Annotated in this window: 16 protein-coding genes; 8 read left to right on the plus strand and 8 right to left on the minus strand. The window is 66.1% G+C overall.

The annotated features are described in order from the left end of the window. Nucleotides 1–30 precede the first annotated feature (30 nt). From hemC to VHN57_RS18810, 4 genes are all read left to right on the plus strand, one after another. Complete coding sequence (gene hemC, locus VHN57_RS18795) at nt 31–957, plus strand: hydroxymethylbilane synthase (protein WP_026109495.1); 927 nt, start codon at nt 31–33, stop codon at nt 955–957. Further along, a complete protein-coding gene (locus VHN57_RS18800) occupies nt 954–1613 on the plus strand; it encodes a uroporphyrinogen-III synthase (protein WP_017502650.1) in 660 nt (219 codons plus the stop codon). The genes hemC and VHN57_RS18800 overlap by 4 nt, the downstream gene beginning before the upstream one ends. Nucleotides 1614–1641: 28 nt before the next feature. Then, nucleotides 1642–2514, plus strand: coding sequence for a hypothetical protein (locus VHN57_RS18805; RefSeq protein WP_278986557.1), 873 nt, complete (start codon nt 1642–1644; stop codon nt 2512–2514). A 111-nt stretch (nt 2515–2625) separates the two neighbouring features. Further along, the gene (locus tag VHN57_RS18810; protein WP_423284872.1) at nt 2626–3375 is read left to right on the plus strand and encodes an esterase/lipase family protein; all 750 of its coding nucleotides are present in this window, start codon (nt 2626–2628) and stop codon (nt 3373–3375) included. A gap of 4 nt (nt 3376–3379) precedes the next feature. Here VHN57_RS18810 and VHN57_RS18815 read toward each other — a convergent pair whose 3' ends face one another. The 3 genes from VHN57_RS18815 to VHN57_RS18825 form a co-directional block, all read right to left on the minus strand. Further along, nucleotides 3380–3829: a hypothetical protein gene (locus VHN57_RS18815; RefSeq protein WP_069336405.1), complete on the minus strand. Its 450-nt coding sequence runs from the start codon at nt 3827–3829 to the stop codon at nt 3380–3382. A gap of 44 nt (nt 3830–3873) precedes the next feature. Next, on the minus strand, nt 3874–5208 hold the full coding sequence (gltX, locus tag VHN57_RS18820; RefSeq protein WP_278987669.1) for a glutamate--tRNA ligase: 1335 nt from the start codon (nt 5206–5208) through the stop codon (nt 3874–3876). A gap of 95 nt (nt 5209–5303) precedes the next feature. Next, nucleotides 5304–6965 (minus strand): NAD+ synthase, encoded by a 1662-nt coding sequence (locus tag VHN57_RS18825; RefSeq protein WP_278987667.1) that lies wholly within the window; start codon nt 6963–6965, stop codon nt 5304–5306. Nucleotides 6966–7186: 221 nt separating this feature from the next. On the opposite strand from VHN57_RS18825, the gene VHN57_RS18830 reads away from it, so the two are divergent. The 3 genes from VHN57_RS18830 to VHN57_RS18840 are packed head-to-tail and all read left to right on the plus strand — an operon-like array spanning nt 7187 to nt 9895. Next, on the plus strand, nt 7187–8122 hold the full coding sequence (locus VHN57_RS18830; protein WP_010338670.1) for a ribose-phosphate pyrophosphokinase: 936 nt from the start codon (nt 7187–7189) through the stop codon (nt 8120–8122). 7 nt (nt 8123–8129) lie between these two features. Further along, entirely contained in the window at nt 8130–9422 is a 1293-nt protein-coding gene (locus tag VHN57_RS18835) for an SDR family oxidoreductase (RefSeq protein WP_278987665.1), read from the plus strand. Next, nucleotides 9419–9895 carry a DUF2269 family protein gene (locus VHN57_RS18840; protein WP_278987663.1) on the plus strand — a complete coding sequence of 159 codons (477 nt, stop codon included), beginning with the start codon at nt 9419–9421 and terminating at the stop codon, nt 9893–9895. Before VHN57_RS18835 ends, VHN57_RS18840 begins: the two co-directional genes overlap by 4 nt. Here VHN57_RS18840 and VHN57_RS18845 read toward each other — a convergent pair. Together VHN57_RS18845 and VHN57_RS18850 are read right to left on the minus strand one after the other, a co-directional pair. Beyond that, nucleotides 9892–10128 (minus strand): hypothetical protein, encoded by a 237-nt coding sequence (locus tag VHN57_RS18845; protein ID WP_037509997.1) that lies wholly within the window; start codon nt 10126–10128, stop codon nt 9892–9894. The two genes, VHN57_RS18840 and VHN57_RS18845, sit on opposite strands and share 4 nt — an antisense overlap. Nucleotides 10129–10177: 49 nt before the next feature. Then, nucleotides 10178–10618 carry a VOC family protein gene (locus VHN57_RS18850; protein ID WP_278988531.1) on the minus strand — a complete coding sequence of 147 codons (441 nt, stop codon included), beginning with the start codon at nt 10616–10618 and terminating at the stop codon, nt 10178–10180. Between the two features lie 74 nt (nt 10619–10692). Between VHN57_RS18850 and hisN the strand changes: the two genes are divergently transcribed. Continuing rightward, nucleotides 10693–11520: a histidinol-phosphatase gene (hisN, locus tag VHN57_RS18855; protein ID WP_278988530.1), complete on the plus strand. Its 828-nt coding sequence runs from the start codon at nt 10693–10695 to the stop codon at nt 11518–11520. A gap of 283 nt (nt 11521–11803) precedes the next feature. Here the strand turns inward: hisN and VHN57_RS18860 are convergent, their stop codons facing one another. The 3 genes from VHN57_RS18860 to VHN57_RS18870 form a co-directional block, all read right to left on the minus strand. Further along, nucleotides 11804–12286, minus strand: a complete 483-nt coding sequence (locus tag VHN57_RS18860; protein ID WP_423284877.1) for a hypothetical protein — start codon at nt 12284–12286, stop codon at nt 11804–11806. A gap of 82 nt (nt 12287–12368) precedes the next feature. Then, nucleotides 12369–12902 (minus strand): translation initiation factor IF-3, encoded by a 534-nt coding sequence (infC, locus tag VHN57_RS18865; protein WP_029547879.1) that lies wholly within the window; start codon nt 12900–12902, stop codon nt 12369–12371. 322 nt (nt 12903–13224) lie between these two features. After that, nucleotides 13225–14712, minus strand: a complete 1488-nt coding sequence (locus VHN57_RS18870) for a Dyp-type peroxidase (RefSeq protein ID WP_278987890.1) — start codon at nt 14710–14712, stop codon at nt 13225–13227. Between the last annotated feature and the right edge of the window lie 7 nt (nt 14713–14719).

Consider the following 14719-nt stretch of genomic DNA (forward strand, 5'->3'; position numbering starts at 1 on the left):
AGTGCCCGTGGCCATTAGAGCAAGCCGCTTATGAAAAGACCCGAACGACCGTTGCGCCTTGGCACCAGGGGATCGCCGCTTGCGCTGGCCCAGGCCCATATGACCGCGCAGGCGCTGCGCGACGCCCATGGCTGGGATCAGGACGCCATCACCACCGTCATCGTCCAGACCAGCGGCGACCGGATCCAGGACCGGGCGCTGGCGGAAATCGGCGGAAAAGCGCTGTGGACCAAGGAGCTGGACCGGGCGCTGGCAGAGGGCGAGATCGACTGCGCCGTCCACAGCATGAAGGATGTCGAGACGATCCGGCCCGATGCGATCCGGATTGCCGCGATGTTGTCGCGCGCCGATGTGCGCGACCGGCTGGTGGGCGCGGAAAATTTTGCCGCCCTGCCGCCGCAACCGATTGTCGGCACCAGTTCGCCGCGCCGTGCAGCGCAAGTGAAACGGCTGCGCCCCGATGCGCAGATCATATTGTTCCGGGGGAATGTCGCCACCCGGCTGACCAAGCTGGAAGCCGGCGAGGCCCATGCGACTTTGCTCGCCGCCGCCGGGCTCGACCGGTTGGGGCAGGCGGACATTGGCGCCACGGTCGAGATCGACACCATGTTGCCGGCGCCGTCGCAGGGCGCGGTCGGCATCGAGACGCTGGCCGACAATGACGCCATGCTGGGCTGGCTGGCGGCGATCAACCATCGCGACACGTTCGATTGCGTGATGGCCGAGCGCGCGGTGCTGCGGGGCCTGGGCGGCACATGCCATTCGCCGATCGCCGCGCTGGCGCTGCTGGAGGGCGGACAGATTCATCTGCGCGCTGAGATCATCAGCCCGGAAGGGGACGAGACGGTGCGGGACGAGGCACGGCTGGCGCGCGGCGATTTCGACGCGGCCGAGGCGATCGGCCGGGGCCTGCTGGAGCGGGCAAGCCCGGCGCTGCGCAGCCTGTTCGAGGGGTGAGACCGCTCATCATCCTGCGGCCCGCGCCCGGCGCCGGCAGGACGGCGGACAAGGCGATGGCCATGGGGCTGGCAGTGCGGCTGTGTCCGCTGTTCGCGGCCGAGGCGCTGGCCTGGACGCCGCCACCCGCCGGGGATTTCGACGCCCTGCTGGTGACGAGTGCGCAGACGGTGCGATCCGGCGGGGCCGTGCTGCAGGCCTATCGCGCCTTGCCGACCTATGCCGTGGGCGCGGCGACGGCTGAGGCGCTGCGGGCGGCGGGATTTGTCGATCCGGTCGCGGGGGATGGCGATGCCAGCGCGATCGCCGCGCGGATCGCGGCCGACGGGCACCGGGCCGTGTTGCATCTGTCGGGCGAGACGGCGGCGCCGATGGACGCGGGGCCGCTGCGGGTGACGCGCATCCCAGTCTATCGGATGATGCCCCTGCCCTGCGATCCGCTGGAGCTGAGCGGTGGCGTGCTGCTGGTCCATTCTGCGGCGGCCGGCGGCCGGCTGGCGGAGATATTAGCCGAAAATCAACGCGCGACGTGCGAGGTCGTGGCGATAAGTCCGGCCGCGCTTGCCGCCTGCGGCAGCGGATGGGGCAGCGCGCAGGCCGCCGATGCGCCCAATGATGCGGCGGTACTGGCCCTCGCCCGTCGATTGTGCGAATGAAACCGCGGTCGCAAACGAGAGAGACTTGATGAACGAGCAGGAGAGTGTGGAAATTCAGCAGGAAACGCCGCCGCCCGCGCGCCGACGCACATCCTGGCTGACGCCCGTGCTGCTGCTGTTCGCGTTTCTGATCGGCATCGGCGTCACCATCTGGGCGATGCCGCAGATCGAACGGCGCTGGGGCCAGGACGAGGCGGCGGCGCCCGCCCTGCCCGCGCCACTGCTGGGCAGCAATACCATCCCGTCGGGCCGTCCGCTGACGGCGGATGCCGCGCAGATGCTCGACGCCCGCGTGATCCAGCTGGAGGAGCGGCTCAACCGCATCACTGTCGAGGCGCAGGCCGCGTCGGGCAATGCCGCGCGCGCCGAAGGGCTGCTGGTCGCCTTTGCCGCGCGCCGCGCACTCGATACCGGCGCCCCGCTCGGCTATGTCGAGGGGCAGCTGCGGCTGCGTTTCGGCCAGGCCCAGCCCCGCGCCGTCGCCACCATCATCAATGCCGCGCGCGAGCCGGTGACGCTGGCCGACCTGCGCGCCGGCCTGGTCGATGTCGCCGATCGCGTCACCTCGCCGCCGGCCGATGCCAGCTGGTGGGACAGTTTCGAGCATGAGGCGCGCGAGCTGATCATCATCCGCAAATCCTCCACCCCCTCGCCGCGGCCGCAAATGGCGATGCAGCGGGCTCTGCGCTATATCGACGCCAGCCGCGTCGGCGCGGCGCTGGCCGAGGTGGAGCGCATGCCCGATCGCGCTGCGGCCGATCGCTGGATGCAATATGCCCGCCGCTATCTGGAGGCGCGTCGGGCGCTCGACCTCATCGAGACGGCGGCGATATTGGAGCCGCGCCAGCTGCGCACGACCGAGGGCGCCAGCGTCGCCCAGACATCGCCCCTCGCCCCCTGAGCTTCATTTCCTGAGACATACCGTTCATCGCTTGCGATGAAACCCATGGACGCACCCTGCGTTTGTCACGAGAATGTCACCTTTTCCGCCCGGTTCAGGACAATATCTCTCGTGCCACCCTATGCCGATGCCATTGCCAGCTTCTGGAAGGGCCGCCTTGCCAGCGGTCCGCGCGCGTCCGCGCGCCCGTCGCTGTCGCATCTGCTGGGCAATGCCTCGGTGCCGTTCGACATCAGCCGCACCAGGGCCCAGGCCGAACAACTGAGCCGCGCGATTCGCGGCGACGGGCGACATATATTGCTGGTGCCCGGCCTGATGGCGTCGGAACATCGGATGGAACCGCTGCGCGCGATCCTGAACGCGGCGGGCTATCAGGCGCATGGCTGGGACATGGGTCGCAATTTCGGACCGCGCGCCGATACGCTGGAGAAGATCGACGCCCGCGTCGATGCGATCCGCCGGATAAGCGGCAAGCCGGTGACTTTGGTCGGCTGGAGCCTCGGCGGCCTTTACGCGCGCGAATATGCCAAGTTCGCGCGATCCAAGGTTGGCGGCGTGGTAACGATGGGCACGCCCTTTTCCGGCGACCCGCGCGCCAACCATGCCTGGCGCCTCTATCAGCTGGTGTCGGGCTTCCCGGTCGATACCCCGCCCTTCCCCTGCACCCGCGAGGAGAAGCCGCCGGTGCCGACCGTCGCGCTCTGGTCGCAGCGCGACGGCGTGATCCTGCCCGAATGCGCAAGAGGCCGCGCCGGCGAGCGCGACCGCGCAATCGAGGTCGATTGCACCCATATGGGCTTCGCCGCAGCGCCGGAGGGGATCTTGGCCGTCGGCAAGGCGCTGGAGATGATGGCCGGCTGAGCGGTCAGTAACGGACTGGTTCGCCCTCCACCGTCAGCAGGCTGGGATCGGTCAGCCGCACATGGGTTTGATAATAATATTTTTCGGTCGGCCGGCCATCCGTCAGAAAATGAATTTTCACCCGCTTCGCTTCGCCGCGGACCGCGATTGTCTTGCCCGTCAGATATTGATCGAGTTCCGCGCCGAAACGCTGTGCCAGTGCATCGGCCATGGCGCCGGGAATGGCGATCGTCAGGTTGCGGGGATCGCGATAATCCTGCTGAGAATTAAGATAGAACCAGCCGCCCTGGCGCCCAGTGGCGCGGACGGGCAGCTCGAACACCCCCTTCACCCCATCGGGGGCGACAGCCGCGGCATTCATCACCGCCTGTTCGGGAAAGATATTATAGGAAGCAGACGGCGCTGCGGCTCCCATGAGCAGCAGGCCGGACGACAGGATGAGAGCATAACGCATCAGGCTGGCCTCCAGAATGGTCCGGTCCGGCCAGCCTAACCCGATCAACCGGCCACCGCCAGCCTCTTCAACGCTTCTTCCCGGCCGATCAGCGGCAGGAGCTGGCCCATGTCGGGGCCGTGGTCCAGGCCGGTAAGGGCGCGGCGCAGGGGTTGGAACAGGGTCTTGCCCTTGCGGCCGGTTTCGTCCTTGAGCGCGCCGGTCAGCGTGCGCCAGATGTCGGCGTCGAAGGGGACGGCGGACAGGATGCGATGGGCGGCGGCGAGGAAATCGCGGTCCTCATCGGCCACCTCCGGCCCGTTGATCGGGCCGGTGACGATCTGCCACCAGTCGGCGGCGCCTGCCACTGTTTCCAGATTGGGGCGGATCGCGGCCCATGCGGCGGCATCCATGCCGGCGGGCAGGCGGTCGGCGACCGCCTCATAGGGCAGTTGATGGACGATCTTCTGGTTGAGGCTGGCCAGTTCGGCTTCGTCGAAGCGCGCGGGGGCGCGGCCGAAATGGGCGAAGTCGAACGTTTCGATCAGCGGCGCACGGTCGGCGAAGGGCTCGATCGGCTGCGAGCTCCCGAGGCGGGCGAGCAGCGACGCGATCGCGGCGGGCTCCAGCCCGATCTCGCGGAAATGGGCGACGCCGAGCGAGCCGAGCCGCTTGGACAGCTTGCCCTCGCTGCCGGTCAGCAGCGCTTCATGCGCGAAGGCGGGCAGCGCCGCACCGAGCGCGCCGAACATCTGGATCTGGGTCGCGGTGTTGGAGACATGATCCTCACCGCGCAGCACATGGGTGACGCCCATGTCGACATCGTCGATGACCGAGGGGAGCATGTAGAGCCATGAGCCGTCGGCGCGGCGGATCACCGGGTCGGACAGCAATTTGGGGTCGAAGCGCTGCTCGCCCCGGATCAGGTCGGTCCAGACGATCGGCTGGTCATGATCGAGCTTGAAGCGCCAGTGCGGCGTGCGCCCTTCGGCTTCATAAGCGGCGATCTGATCCGGGGTCAGCGCCAGGGCGGCGCGATCATAGACCGGCGGCAGGCCGCGGCCCAGCAGCACCTTGCGGCGCAGTTCCAGTTCCTGCTGGGTTTCATAGGCGGGGTAGACATGGCCCGAGGCCTTGAGCGCCGCGAACCGCGCTTCATAGAGAGCGAAGCGTTCGGACTGTTTTTCCTCGCCGTCCCAGTCGAGGCCGAGCCACTTCAGATCGGCCTTGATCGAGTCCGCATATTCGGGGCGTGAGCGCTCCAGGTCGGTGTCGTCGAGGCGCAGCAGGAATTGGCCACCGGACTTGCGCGCCCATAGCCAGTTGTGGAGCGCGGCGCGGATATTGCCGACATGGAGATGGCCGGTCGGCGACGGGGCGAAGCGGGTGATGACGGTCATATCTTTACTTCCAAACCCATTCGCCCCGAGCGGACGAAGTGGCTTCGCCATGCTCAGCCTGCCCTTCGACTTCGCTCAGGGCGAACGGATGTTACTTATACGCTGCGGAAGGCGTTGGTGATCGGGTAGCGGCGGTCGCGGCCGAAGTTGCGGATGCCGAGCTTCACGCCGGGCGGCGACTGGCGGCGCTTATATTCGGCGATGTAGAGCAGATGCTCGATCCGGGTGACGACCGCCTTGTCAAAGCCGCGCTCGACCAGCTGGACCACCGACAATTCCTCCTCGACCAGGCCATAGAGGATCGGGTCCAGCACCTCATAGGGCGGCAGGCTGTCCTCATCCTTCTGATTGTCGCGCAATTCGGCGCTGGGCGGCTTGGTGATGACGCGTTCGGGCATCACCGGGCCGGCGGGGCCAAAGCCTTCGCCGAGCGAGGGCATATTGTCGTTGCGCCAGCGGCAAAGGTCGAACACCGTCGTCTTGTAAGCGTCCTTCAGCACCGAATAGCCGCCCGCCATGTCGCCATAGATGGTGGCATAGCCGACCGACATCTCGCTCTTGTTGCCGGTGGTCAGCAGCATATGACCGAACTTGTTGGAGAGGGCCATCAGGGTGAGGCCGCGAATGCGCGACTGGATATTCTCTTCGCTGAGGTCGCGCGCCTTGCCCTCGAACACCGGGGCCAGCATCGTGTCGAAGGCGGCAACCGCCGGCTCGATCGGGATGGTGTCGTAGCGGACGCCGAGCAGGCGGGCGCATTCGACTGCGTCATCCAGGCTTTCCTGGCTGGTGAAGCGCGAGGGCATCATCACGCACCAGACCCGGTCGGCGCCCAGCGCATCGACCGCGACGGCGGCGGACAAAGCGGAATCGATGCCGCCCGACAGGCCAAGGACGACGCCGGGGAAGCGGTTGCGGTTCACATAGTCGCGCAGGCCCAGCACCATCGCATTATAGATGTCGGCCGGGCGCGGATCGAGCGCATGACGCTCGCCGGGCAGGCAGACCCACTGGCCGTCCCATTTTTCCCACTGCGTCAGCACCAGCTTTTCCTCCCAGTCGGGCAGTTGCTGGGCGATGGAGAGGTCGCCGTTCATCACGAAGGAGGCGCCGTCGAACACCAGTTCGTCCTGGCCGCCGACGCGATTGAGATAGACGAGCGGCAGGCCGGTTTCGCGCACGCGGGTGCCCGCGACGACGTTCAGGCGGCGATCATCCTTGTCTACCTCGAACGGGCTGCCATTAGGGCTGATGAGAATTTCCGCGCCCTCGGCCCGCAGATGGGCGGTGACGAAGGGGAACCAGATATCCTCGCAGATAGGCACGCCGATCTTCACGCCGCGAAAATCGATCGGCGCGGGCAGCGGGCCGGGCGCGAACAGGCGCTTTTCGTCGAACGTGCCGTAATTGGGCAGTTCGCGCTTCTGGCGGATCGCGGTGACGGCGCCATTCTCGATCAGGGCGACGACGTTGAACAGCACGCCCTGCGAGGCGACGACGGTGCCGACCAGCATCGCCGGGCCGCCATCGGCGCTTTCCTGCGCCAGCCGGTCGAGATGATAATTGGCCTGGTCGAGCAGCGCGGGCTTGAGCACCAGATCTTCGGGCGGATAGCCGATCAGCTGCAGTTCGGGATAGACGATCAGGTCCGCGCCCTTGGCGCGTGCGCGCCATTCCAGCATGGCGTCGGCATTGGCCCGCGGGTCGCCCATGGTCTGGGTCATCTGGGCGAGCGCGATCACGAGTTTGTCGGTCATGCACCGCGCCCTAGAGCATTTTGCCTATTTGCGAAAATGCTCTGTTTTCCGATGCCGCATTTTCGAACCGAATACCCGCTTCGCGGTCATCCTGAAAATGCTCCGGCCATTTTGTCGCAGGGCGCAAAAGCGCCTTTCCACATGGGACATGCGCCGCTAAAGGGGCCGCGTTCGCGCATCGTCATCAATTCGTCACGCCAATTAGCCTGGGGATTTTCGCCATGAAACTCATGACCGGCAATTCGAACAAGCCGCTTGCGGCCGCCATCGCCGACTATATCGAAATCCCCCTGACCGAGGCCAGCGTCCGTCGCTTTGCCGACGAAGAAGTTTTCGTGGAAATTCATGAGAATGTCCGCGGCGAAGACGTGTTCGTGATCCAGTCGACGGCCTATCCGACCAACGACAATCTGATGGAATTGCTGATCATGATCGATGCGCTCAAGCGCGCGTCGGCCAAGCGAATCACTGCCGTCGTCCCCTATTTCGGCTACGCCCGCCAGGACCGTAAGCCCGGCCCGCGCACGCCGATCAGCGCCAAGCTGGTCGCCAACCTGATCACCACCGCCGGCGCCGACCGCGTCCTCTCGGTCGATCTCCACGCCGGCCAGATCCAGGGCTTCTTCGACATCCCGACCGACAATCTGTTCGGCGCCCCGGTGATGTCGGCCGATATCCAGGCCCGCTTCGGCGACAAGAATATCATGGTCGTGTCGCCCGACGTCGGCGGCGTGGTGCGCGCCCGTGCGCTCGCCAAGCGCCTCGACAACGCCCCGCTGGCGATCGTCGACAAGCGCCGCGAGCGCGCCGGCGAGTCGGAAGTGATGAACATCATCGGCGACGTGAAGGGCCGTTTCTGCATCCTGATCGACGATATCGTCGATTCGGCCGGCACTTTGTGCAACGCCGCCGCCGCGCTAAAGGCACAGGGCGCCGAGGAAGTCGTCGCCTATGTCAGCCATGGCGTGCTGTCGGGCGGTGCGGTCGCCCGCGTCGAGGCGTCGGAACTGCTGGAACTGGTCATCACCGACTCGATCCAGGGCACCGATGCGGTGAACGATGCCAAGCGCATCCGCCACCTGCCGATCGCCCCGCTGCTGGGTGAAGCGATCAAGCGCATCGCCGACGAAAGCTCCGTTTCCAGCCTGTTCGACTAAGACGCGCATGCGCATCCTGCTGGTTGGGGCCTATGGCTTCATCGGCAGCGGGATTGCGCGCGCGCTGATCGCGGCGGGGCATGAGGTCATCGGCTTGGGCCGGTCCGAACGGACCGCCCGCCGCCTCTTCCCCGCCCTGTCATGGCATTTCGCCGACCTCAACCACATGACCCGGCCGGCCGACTGGACGGTCGCGCTCCACGGCGTCGACGCCGTGGTCAATGCCAGCGGCGCGTTGCAGAGCGGCGGCGGCGAACGGCCGGAGGCGATCCAGGGTGCGAGCATTGCCGCTCTGATCGACGCCTGCACCGCGCAGGGCGTTGCTCGCTTCATCCAGATTTCCGCGCCCGGCGCCACGGCAAAGGACGCCAGCCCCTTCCTGACGACCAAGGCGGTGGCCGACGATCATCTGCGCGCGTCCGCGCTGCACTGGGCGATCCTGCGCCCCGGTCTGGTGATCGGCCGCAATGCCTATGGCGGCACGTTGCTGATCCGGGCGCTGGCGGCGATGCCGCTGCGGCTGTTCAGCGTCCATGGCGACAGCCGCATCCAGAGCGTCGCGCTGGACGATGTGGCGCAGGCGGTGGTCTGCTGCCTGGCGCCCGACGCGCCGCGCGCAATCGACATCGACCTGGTCGAGCGTGAGGCATCGACGCTGGACGCCATTATCGTCGCCCATCGCCGCTGGCTGGGGATTGCGCCCGTTCCGGTTATCGCCCTGCCCGGCCGGATCGCCACGCCGGTCAGCGCGGTCGCCGACCTGCTTGGCCATCTGGGCTGGCGATCGCCGCTGCGCAGCACCGCCATGGCCATGATCGCGCGCGACGTGACCGGCGCGCCGGAAGGCGGCGAGGCGCTGCTGGGCCGGCCGCTGCTGACGCTGGACCAGATATTGGCGCGCCACCCATCGGGGCTGCAGGATCGCTCGCAGGCGCGGCTGATGCTGCTGATGCCGTGCCTAGTGGCGGCGCTGTCGCTGCTGCTCCTGCTGTCGGGGCTGGCCGGCCTCGCCCGGCTGGACGCGGTGGCCGGCGAATTGCAGGGGACGCCGGTCGCAGGCGTCGCCATGGCGCTGAGTATCGCCGGCAGCGTCGCCGACCTGCTGCTGGGCGCGGCAATCCTGGTGCGGCGTTGGGCGCAGCGCGCGGCGCTGGGCATGGCTGGACTGACTGCCGCCTATCTGGTCATGGGCAGCTGGGTGCGGCCGGACATGTGGGTCGATCCGCTGGCGCCGCTGGCCAAGGCACTGGTGGTGATGGTCGCCGCGCTGATCGCCCATATACTGCTGGAGGAACGATGAGCGATGTCCTGATCCTCGCGCTGCGCTGGGCCCATGTGCTGGGCGCCTGCGTACTGATCGGCACCGGGGCGGGCATCGCCTTCTTCATGTTGATGGCACACCGCACCGGCGACGCGCGAGTGATCGCGGCGGTCGCACGAATCGTGGTGATCGCCGACATGCTCTTCACCGCCAGCACAGTGGTGGTGCAGCCGATTACCGGGCTGGCGCTGGCCAAGGGGCTCGGCTGGCCGCTCGACACGCCCTGGCTGCTGCTGTCGGTTGCGCTCTATCTGCTGATCGGCGCCTTCTGGCTGCCGGTGCTGTGGATGCAGGCGCGGATGCGCGACCTGGCCGCGGCCGCCGTCGCCAGCGGCAACCCGCTACCGCCGGCCTATTATCGGCTGTATCGCTGGTGGTTCGCCTTCGGCTTTCCCGCCTTTGGCGCGATCCTGGCGATCGTTTGGCTGATGCTGGCGCGCCCGGCGCTTTAATGCGTCGGGAACAGGATGATCGGCAGGGCAAAGACCAGCGCCAGGCCGGACACGATGCGCTGGCCGCGCGATACGCCCAGCGGCAGTTCGCGCCACACCATCGGGCAGGCGAGCAGGGCGAAGACGACGAGGATGTTGGAGATCGCCACCGATCCGCCGATCGGCATGTCCTGCCGCAGCGCGAGGCCCGCGAACAAGCAGATGAAGCTCAAGATCCAGCCAACCAGCGCCATGACGGCCCCCTTTCCCCTGGGAGGCTAGAACGGCACGGTTTCCAAAAGCTTAATCGTCCTCTTCGGGGATCGGCTCCCAGGGGTCATAGCTGCCGAAGCTCCAGACATTTCCTTCAGGGTCGAGCGCGGTATAGCCGCGCCCCGGATAGCCCGGATTGTCATGCGGCTCGTCCACCACCACCGCGCCCTCGTTGCGGGCATGGAGGCAATGGGCATCGACATCGGGCACGACCATATAGACGCAGGCGGTGATGCCGCCGAGGTCGCGCACCGTCGACCAGGTATAGAGCGATTCGCCCTCCATATCCTTGACGCTGCCCAGCATCACCATCCCCTCGCCCAGGACAAGCTGGGCATGATGGATGATGCTGTTGTCGAGATCGTCGGGATAGACGGCGTGCCGCTCGAAACCGAAGGCGGCGCACAGGAAATCGATGGCGGCGGGCGCATCGGCATAGCGCAGGCACGGGATGACGGGTGAACCGGGCATCTTTCCTCTCCCCTTCGGTGAATCGGGTCGCTCCTGTCTAGCCTATCGCGCCCCGACCGGCTAGGCGAAGGGGCATGACGACCCGCGATGATCTGGCCCTTGCCAACCGCCTTGCCGACGCCGCCGGCGCCGCCATCCGTCCCTTTTTCCGCGCGCGCTACGATCTGGAGATCAAGGCCGACAAGTCGCCGGTGACGGAGGCCGATCGCGCCGCCGAAGCCGCGATCCGCGCGATCCTCGAAAAGGAACGGCCGGACGATGGCATCATCGGCGAGGAATATGGTTCGGTGCGCACCGATGCCGAACGGGTGTGGATTCTCGATCCGATCGACGGCACGCGCAGCTTCATCGCCGGGCGGCCGATCTTCGGCACGCTGATCGCGCTGACGCAGGCGGGTTGGCCGACGATCGGCATCATCGACCAGCCGATCGCCCAGGAACGCTGGGCCGGGATGAGTGGTCAGCCCACCACCTTCAACGGCAAGCCGGTACGCACCCGCGCGTGCAAGGCGCTGGAGGGTGCCGGCATCGCCACCACCAGCCCGCATCTGTTCGCGGAAAGCGACGTGCCCCATTATATGGCGTTGGTCGGCGCGGTATCGGGCGGATCGCCGCGCCAGGGGCCGGTCTATGGCGGCGACTGCTACAATTACGGCCTGCTGGCGTCGGGCTTCCTCGACATCGTCATCGAATCCGGGCTGCAAAGCTATGACTTCGCCGCTTTGGTGCCGGTGGTCGAGGGCGCGGGCGGCCTGATGTGCGACTGGAATGGCGAACCGCTGACCGCCGACAGCGAAGGCCATGTGCTGGCGCTGGGCGATCCGGCACGGCTGGAGGATGTGCTGGAGGCGATCCACGGCGCGGGTGATGGGCATGACCATGGGCATCATCACGATCATTGAGGGTAGAGGCGGATGGTCTAAAATCCGCCATTTTCGTCGTTGTTTAGGAGGATGACGCTTGCCGATCGCGGACATTGCGCCCTTCTGGAATCAAGGCCGCTAGCGAACCAGGGAAGCTACGGAGTGAAGTGGTCGGACCTGACAACGATGCCAGATAGCGATGCAATGACGACATTGCGGTCGAAGTGGCACTGGCTTCTTGATGCTAAATGAACGGGCAGGTGCAGTGGCTTAACACGGGCACGGGCAAGATCATTCCCGTCGCTAACGAGCGAGGCGAATTTCAGCACAAGCTTGGCGGCGATGACGCAAATGACTGGTAATGCCAGGGTTGGTGGCAGCCCTTCACGATGCCGGCAAATAGCTGACCGAAGGCCAGTGCTTCAACTACCCAATCCCCCCGTTTTTGCAGAAGGAAAATATGACGTCGGCAACTTTGCTTCGGTGCCGATAAAGGAGCATTTTGGATTATCCCGCGACCTGCACCGTCAAATTGCCAGCCTGCCGGAAGGCGCAACCCTTCGGTTGCAATGGAGCCATGACGTCGGTTTTTTTGTAGCGCTCGCCGCAACCGGCATGTCAACAAACCACCCACCCCGGCCATTTGGCGGGCGCCGAATTTACCCATGCGGTCTGGGACCAATAGACGGTCTATCAGTGGCAGCTTTATATAAGCCGCGTTGAAACGAGGTGCGTGACTCGTTTCGAGGATTGTGGACAGCCAGCATGGTTGCCACATCGACATTCGAATGGCGATCGCCTCCAAGCACATGGCCCCAAATACGTTCGGGCGAAGCCTGTTGCCAGACCCCGCCTGATACGCATGTTCTTCGATGTCGCGGCGCCGCTTATTTCGGCGACAGCACCATCAGCATCTGGCGGCCTTCCATGCGCGGATAGGCTTCGACCTTGGCGATCTCGGCGACATTTTCCGCCACGCGCTGGAGCAGGTTCATGCCCAGCTGCTGGTGGCTGAGTTCACGGCCGCGGAAGCGCAGGGTGATCTTCACCTTGTCGCCGTCGCCGATGAAATCATGGACCTTCTTCATCTTCGTATCATAATCATGATCGTCGATGTTCGGACGCATCTTGATCTCTTTGAGTTCCTGCGTCTTCTGGGTCTTGCGGGCGATGTTCGCCTTCTTCTGGGCTTCGTACTTGAACTTGCCGATGTCCAGGAACTTGCAGACTGGCGGATCGGCGTTCGGCGACACTTCGACCAGGTCCAGGCCAACGTCGGCGGCCTGTTCGATCGCCTCCTGCGTAAACATCACGCCCAGATTCTCGCCTTCGTCGTCGATCACCCGCACCTTGGGTACGGTGATGAACTCATTATACCGGGGACCGGACTTCGGCGGCGGCGCCAGCGGGCGGCGCATCATTGGGGGACGTATAGCGGCTTCTCCTGTGACTGTGACAACAAACGGCTCTTCGCGGCCCTTTAGCGCAAAGCCGAAAAGGGCGGCAAGCCCGTCGTAACGGAATCGCCAGCCCATGTGGCATTGCTGCCGCACCCACTATATCGTGTGAATGCGGGCTTTTTGCAAGGGGCTGAGAGTCCGTTGGAGAAAGCCGGTTCCAGCCCGCGCGCCCGCCCAACCACCCGACGGGATGACATTGGATCGGGTGGCTGGGCGGGCGCGCGGGCTGGAACCGTATTGGAAATCGTCCCTTCGCGATTTTTCAAACAGGCTCTGAGCGCCGTCACAGCGCGCGCAGCATGCTCTTGGCCGGCGCGAAGAAATATTCGCCACCCTTGTGGACGACAAATTCGGCCAGACTGGCCGGCGTCGTGCCGGCGGTTGCGTCGTTCCAGCCATTGGGCACGGCCAGCGCCACATCCGCTTCGCTGCCGCGCTGGCCTATGATCGGATCGCGGCCGACCGGATCGCCAGGCGATCCATTGATGCGGGCCACGAAGGGCGGCGAATTGGCCCAGCTTTGCTGGGTGAATTCGAACTGATCCTCGATGCTGCTCTGGAACGCCATGAACATGAGGCCGACGCCGCCTTCCGGCTGGTCGCTGGGGTCGGTCACCTGGTTGCGCGTGCCATAGGGCATGCCGCGCCGGGCCATGATGACGCGGCGTTCGCCGTCATCCAGTTCGCGGATGCGATCGAAATCGGCCGCGCTCTGCGGGTTCGGCACCAATGTCCGGCCGACATCGCCGCGCGGATTGGTCTTGCGGATATGGGCGAAGAAGGGGCAGCGGGCGCCGGCCCTGTCGGCGGCATAGCTGAAATTGTTCGGCACCGGATGGTCGAGCCCTTCCGTGCCCTGCAGCGTGACGGGCGTGCCATCCTCGAACCGGCCGACCAAGAAGGCGCCGGCCAGTTCGCCGATCCCCAGCTCTGTGCCCAGCTCCTCTTCCCGCGCCTTGAAGGCCTTCACCTGTTGCTCCAGCTTGCGGAAGACGAAATAGCTGCCGAAGGCGGTGCCGGCATCGGGCGATCCCGGATCGGGCACAAGCACCTGCGACAGCGGGAAGGCGGCATTCCACTGGTCGATGCCGCCGCCGGCCGCCTCGCGATCGACCAGTTCCTGCAGCAGCAGCGGCTGGCTGCGCCCGTCGACATAGCCGAAATGCTCGATCCCCTCGGCCTCACCCGCGCTGTTGCTGCGGAAGATCGCGCGGCCGCTCTCGGTAGCGACCAGGCTGATGGCGCTGCCCAATCCGCTCATGATCATATCCGCCAGATGCTGCGCTGCCTGCGACGTCCATTGGTCCGGTCCGTCAGGATCGGCGCCGATCAGGATCATCGCGTCGATGCGGTCCCGATAAGGGGCTTCCAGGTCCGGCGCGGCGGGGTCGTTGAGAATGGCGCTGCGGGCGAGCATGCCGCTGGCAAAGGCGCCGTCCGCAGGTCCGTCGGGCATGCGGTCGGCGATGCCTAGTCGCGCATAGCCGGAGGAGGAGGAGAGGAGCAATCCGACAAAGGGGCCGCCCGACTGGCCGGTGTTGCGATAGGCACGGGCCGCTTCCAGCTGGGCGAGGGCTGATGTCACCTGCGGTTCCAGCGCGCGGAGCGCCGCGCGCGCGGCGGCCGCATCCGCGCCGAAGCGCAGCATCAGGTGCAAGGTCGCCTTGCGTCCATGACCATCGAGGATATTGCCCTGCAGATCTTCCAGCAGGGCGGTTTCATCGGCGTCGGCGCTGGTCCAGCGCAGCGGTTCGGACAGGTTGATCGGCATGGTGGCT

The organism is Sphingobium salicis subsp. salicis, assembly GCF_049472635.1.
Classification (GTDB): Bacteria; Pseudomonadota; Alphaproteobacteria; order Sphingomonadales; family Sphingomonadaceae; genus Sphingobium; species Sphingobium yanoikuyae_A.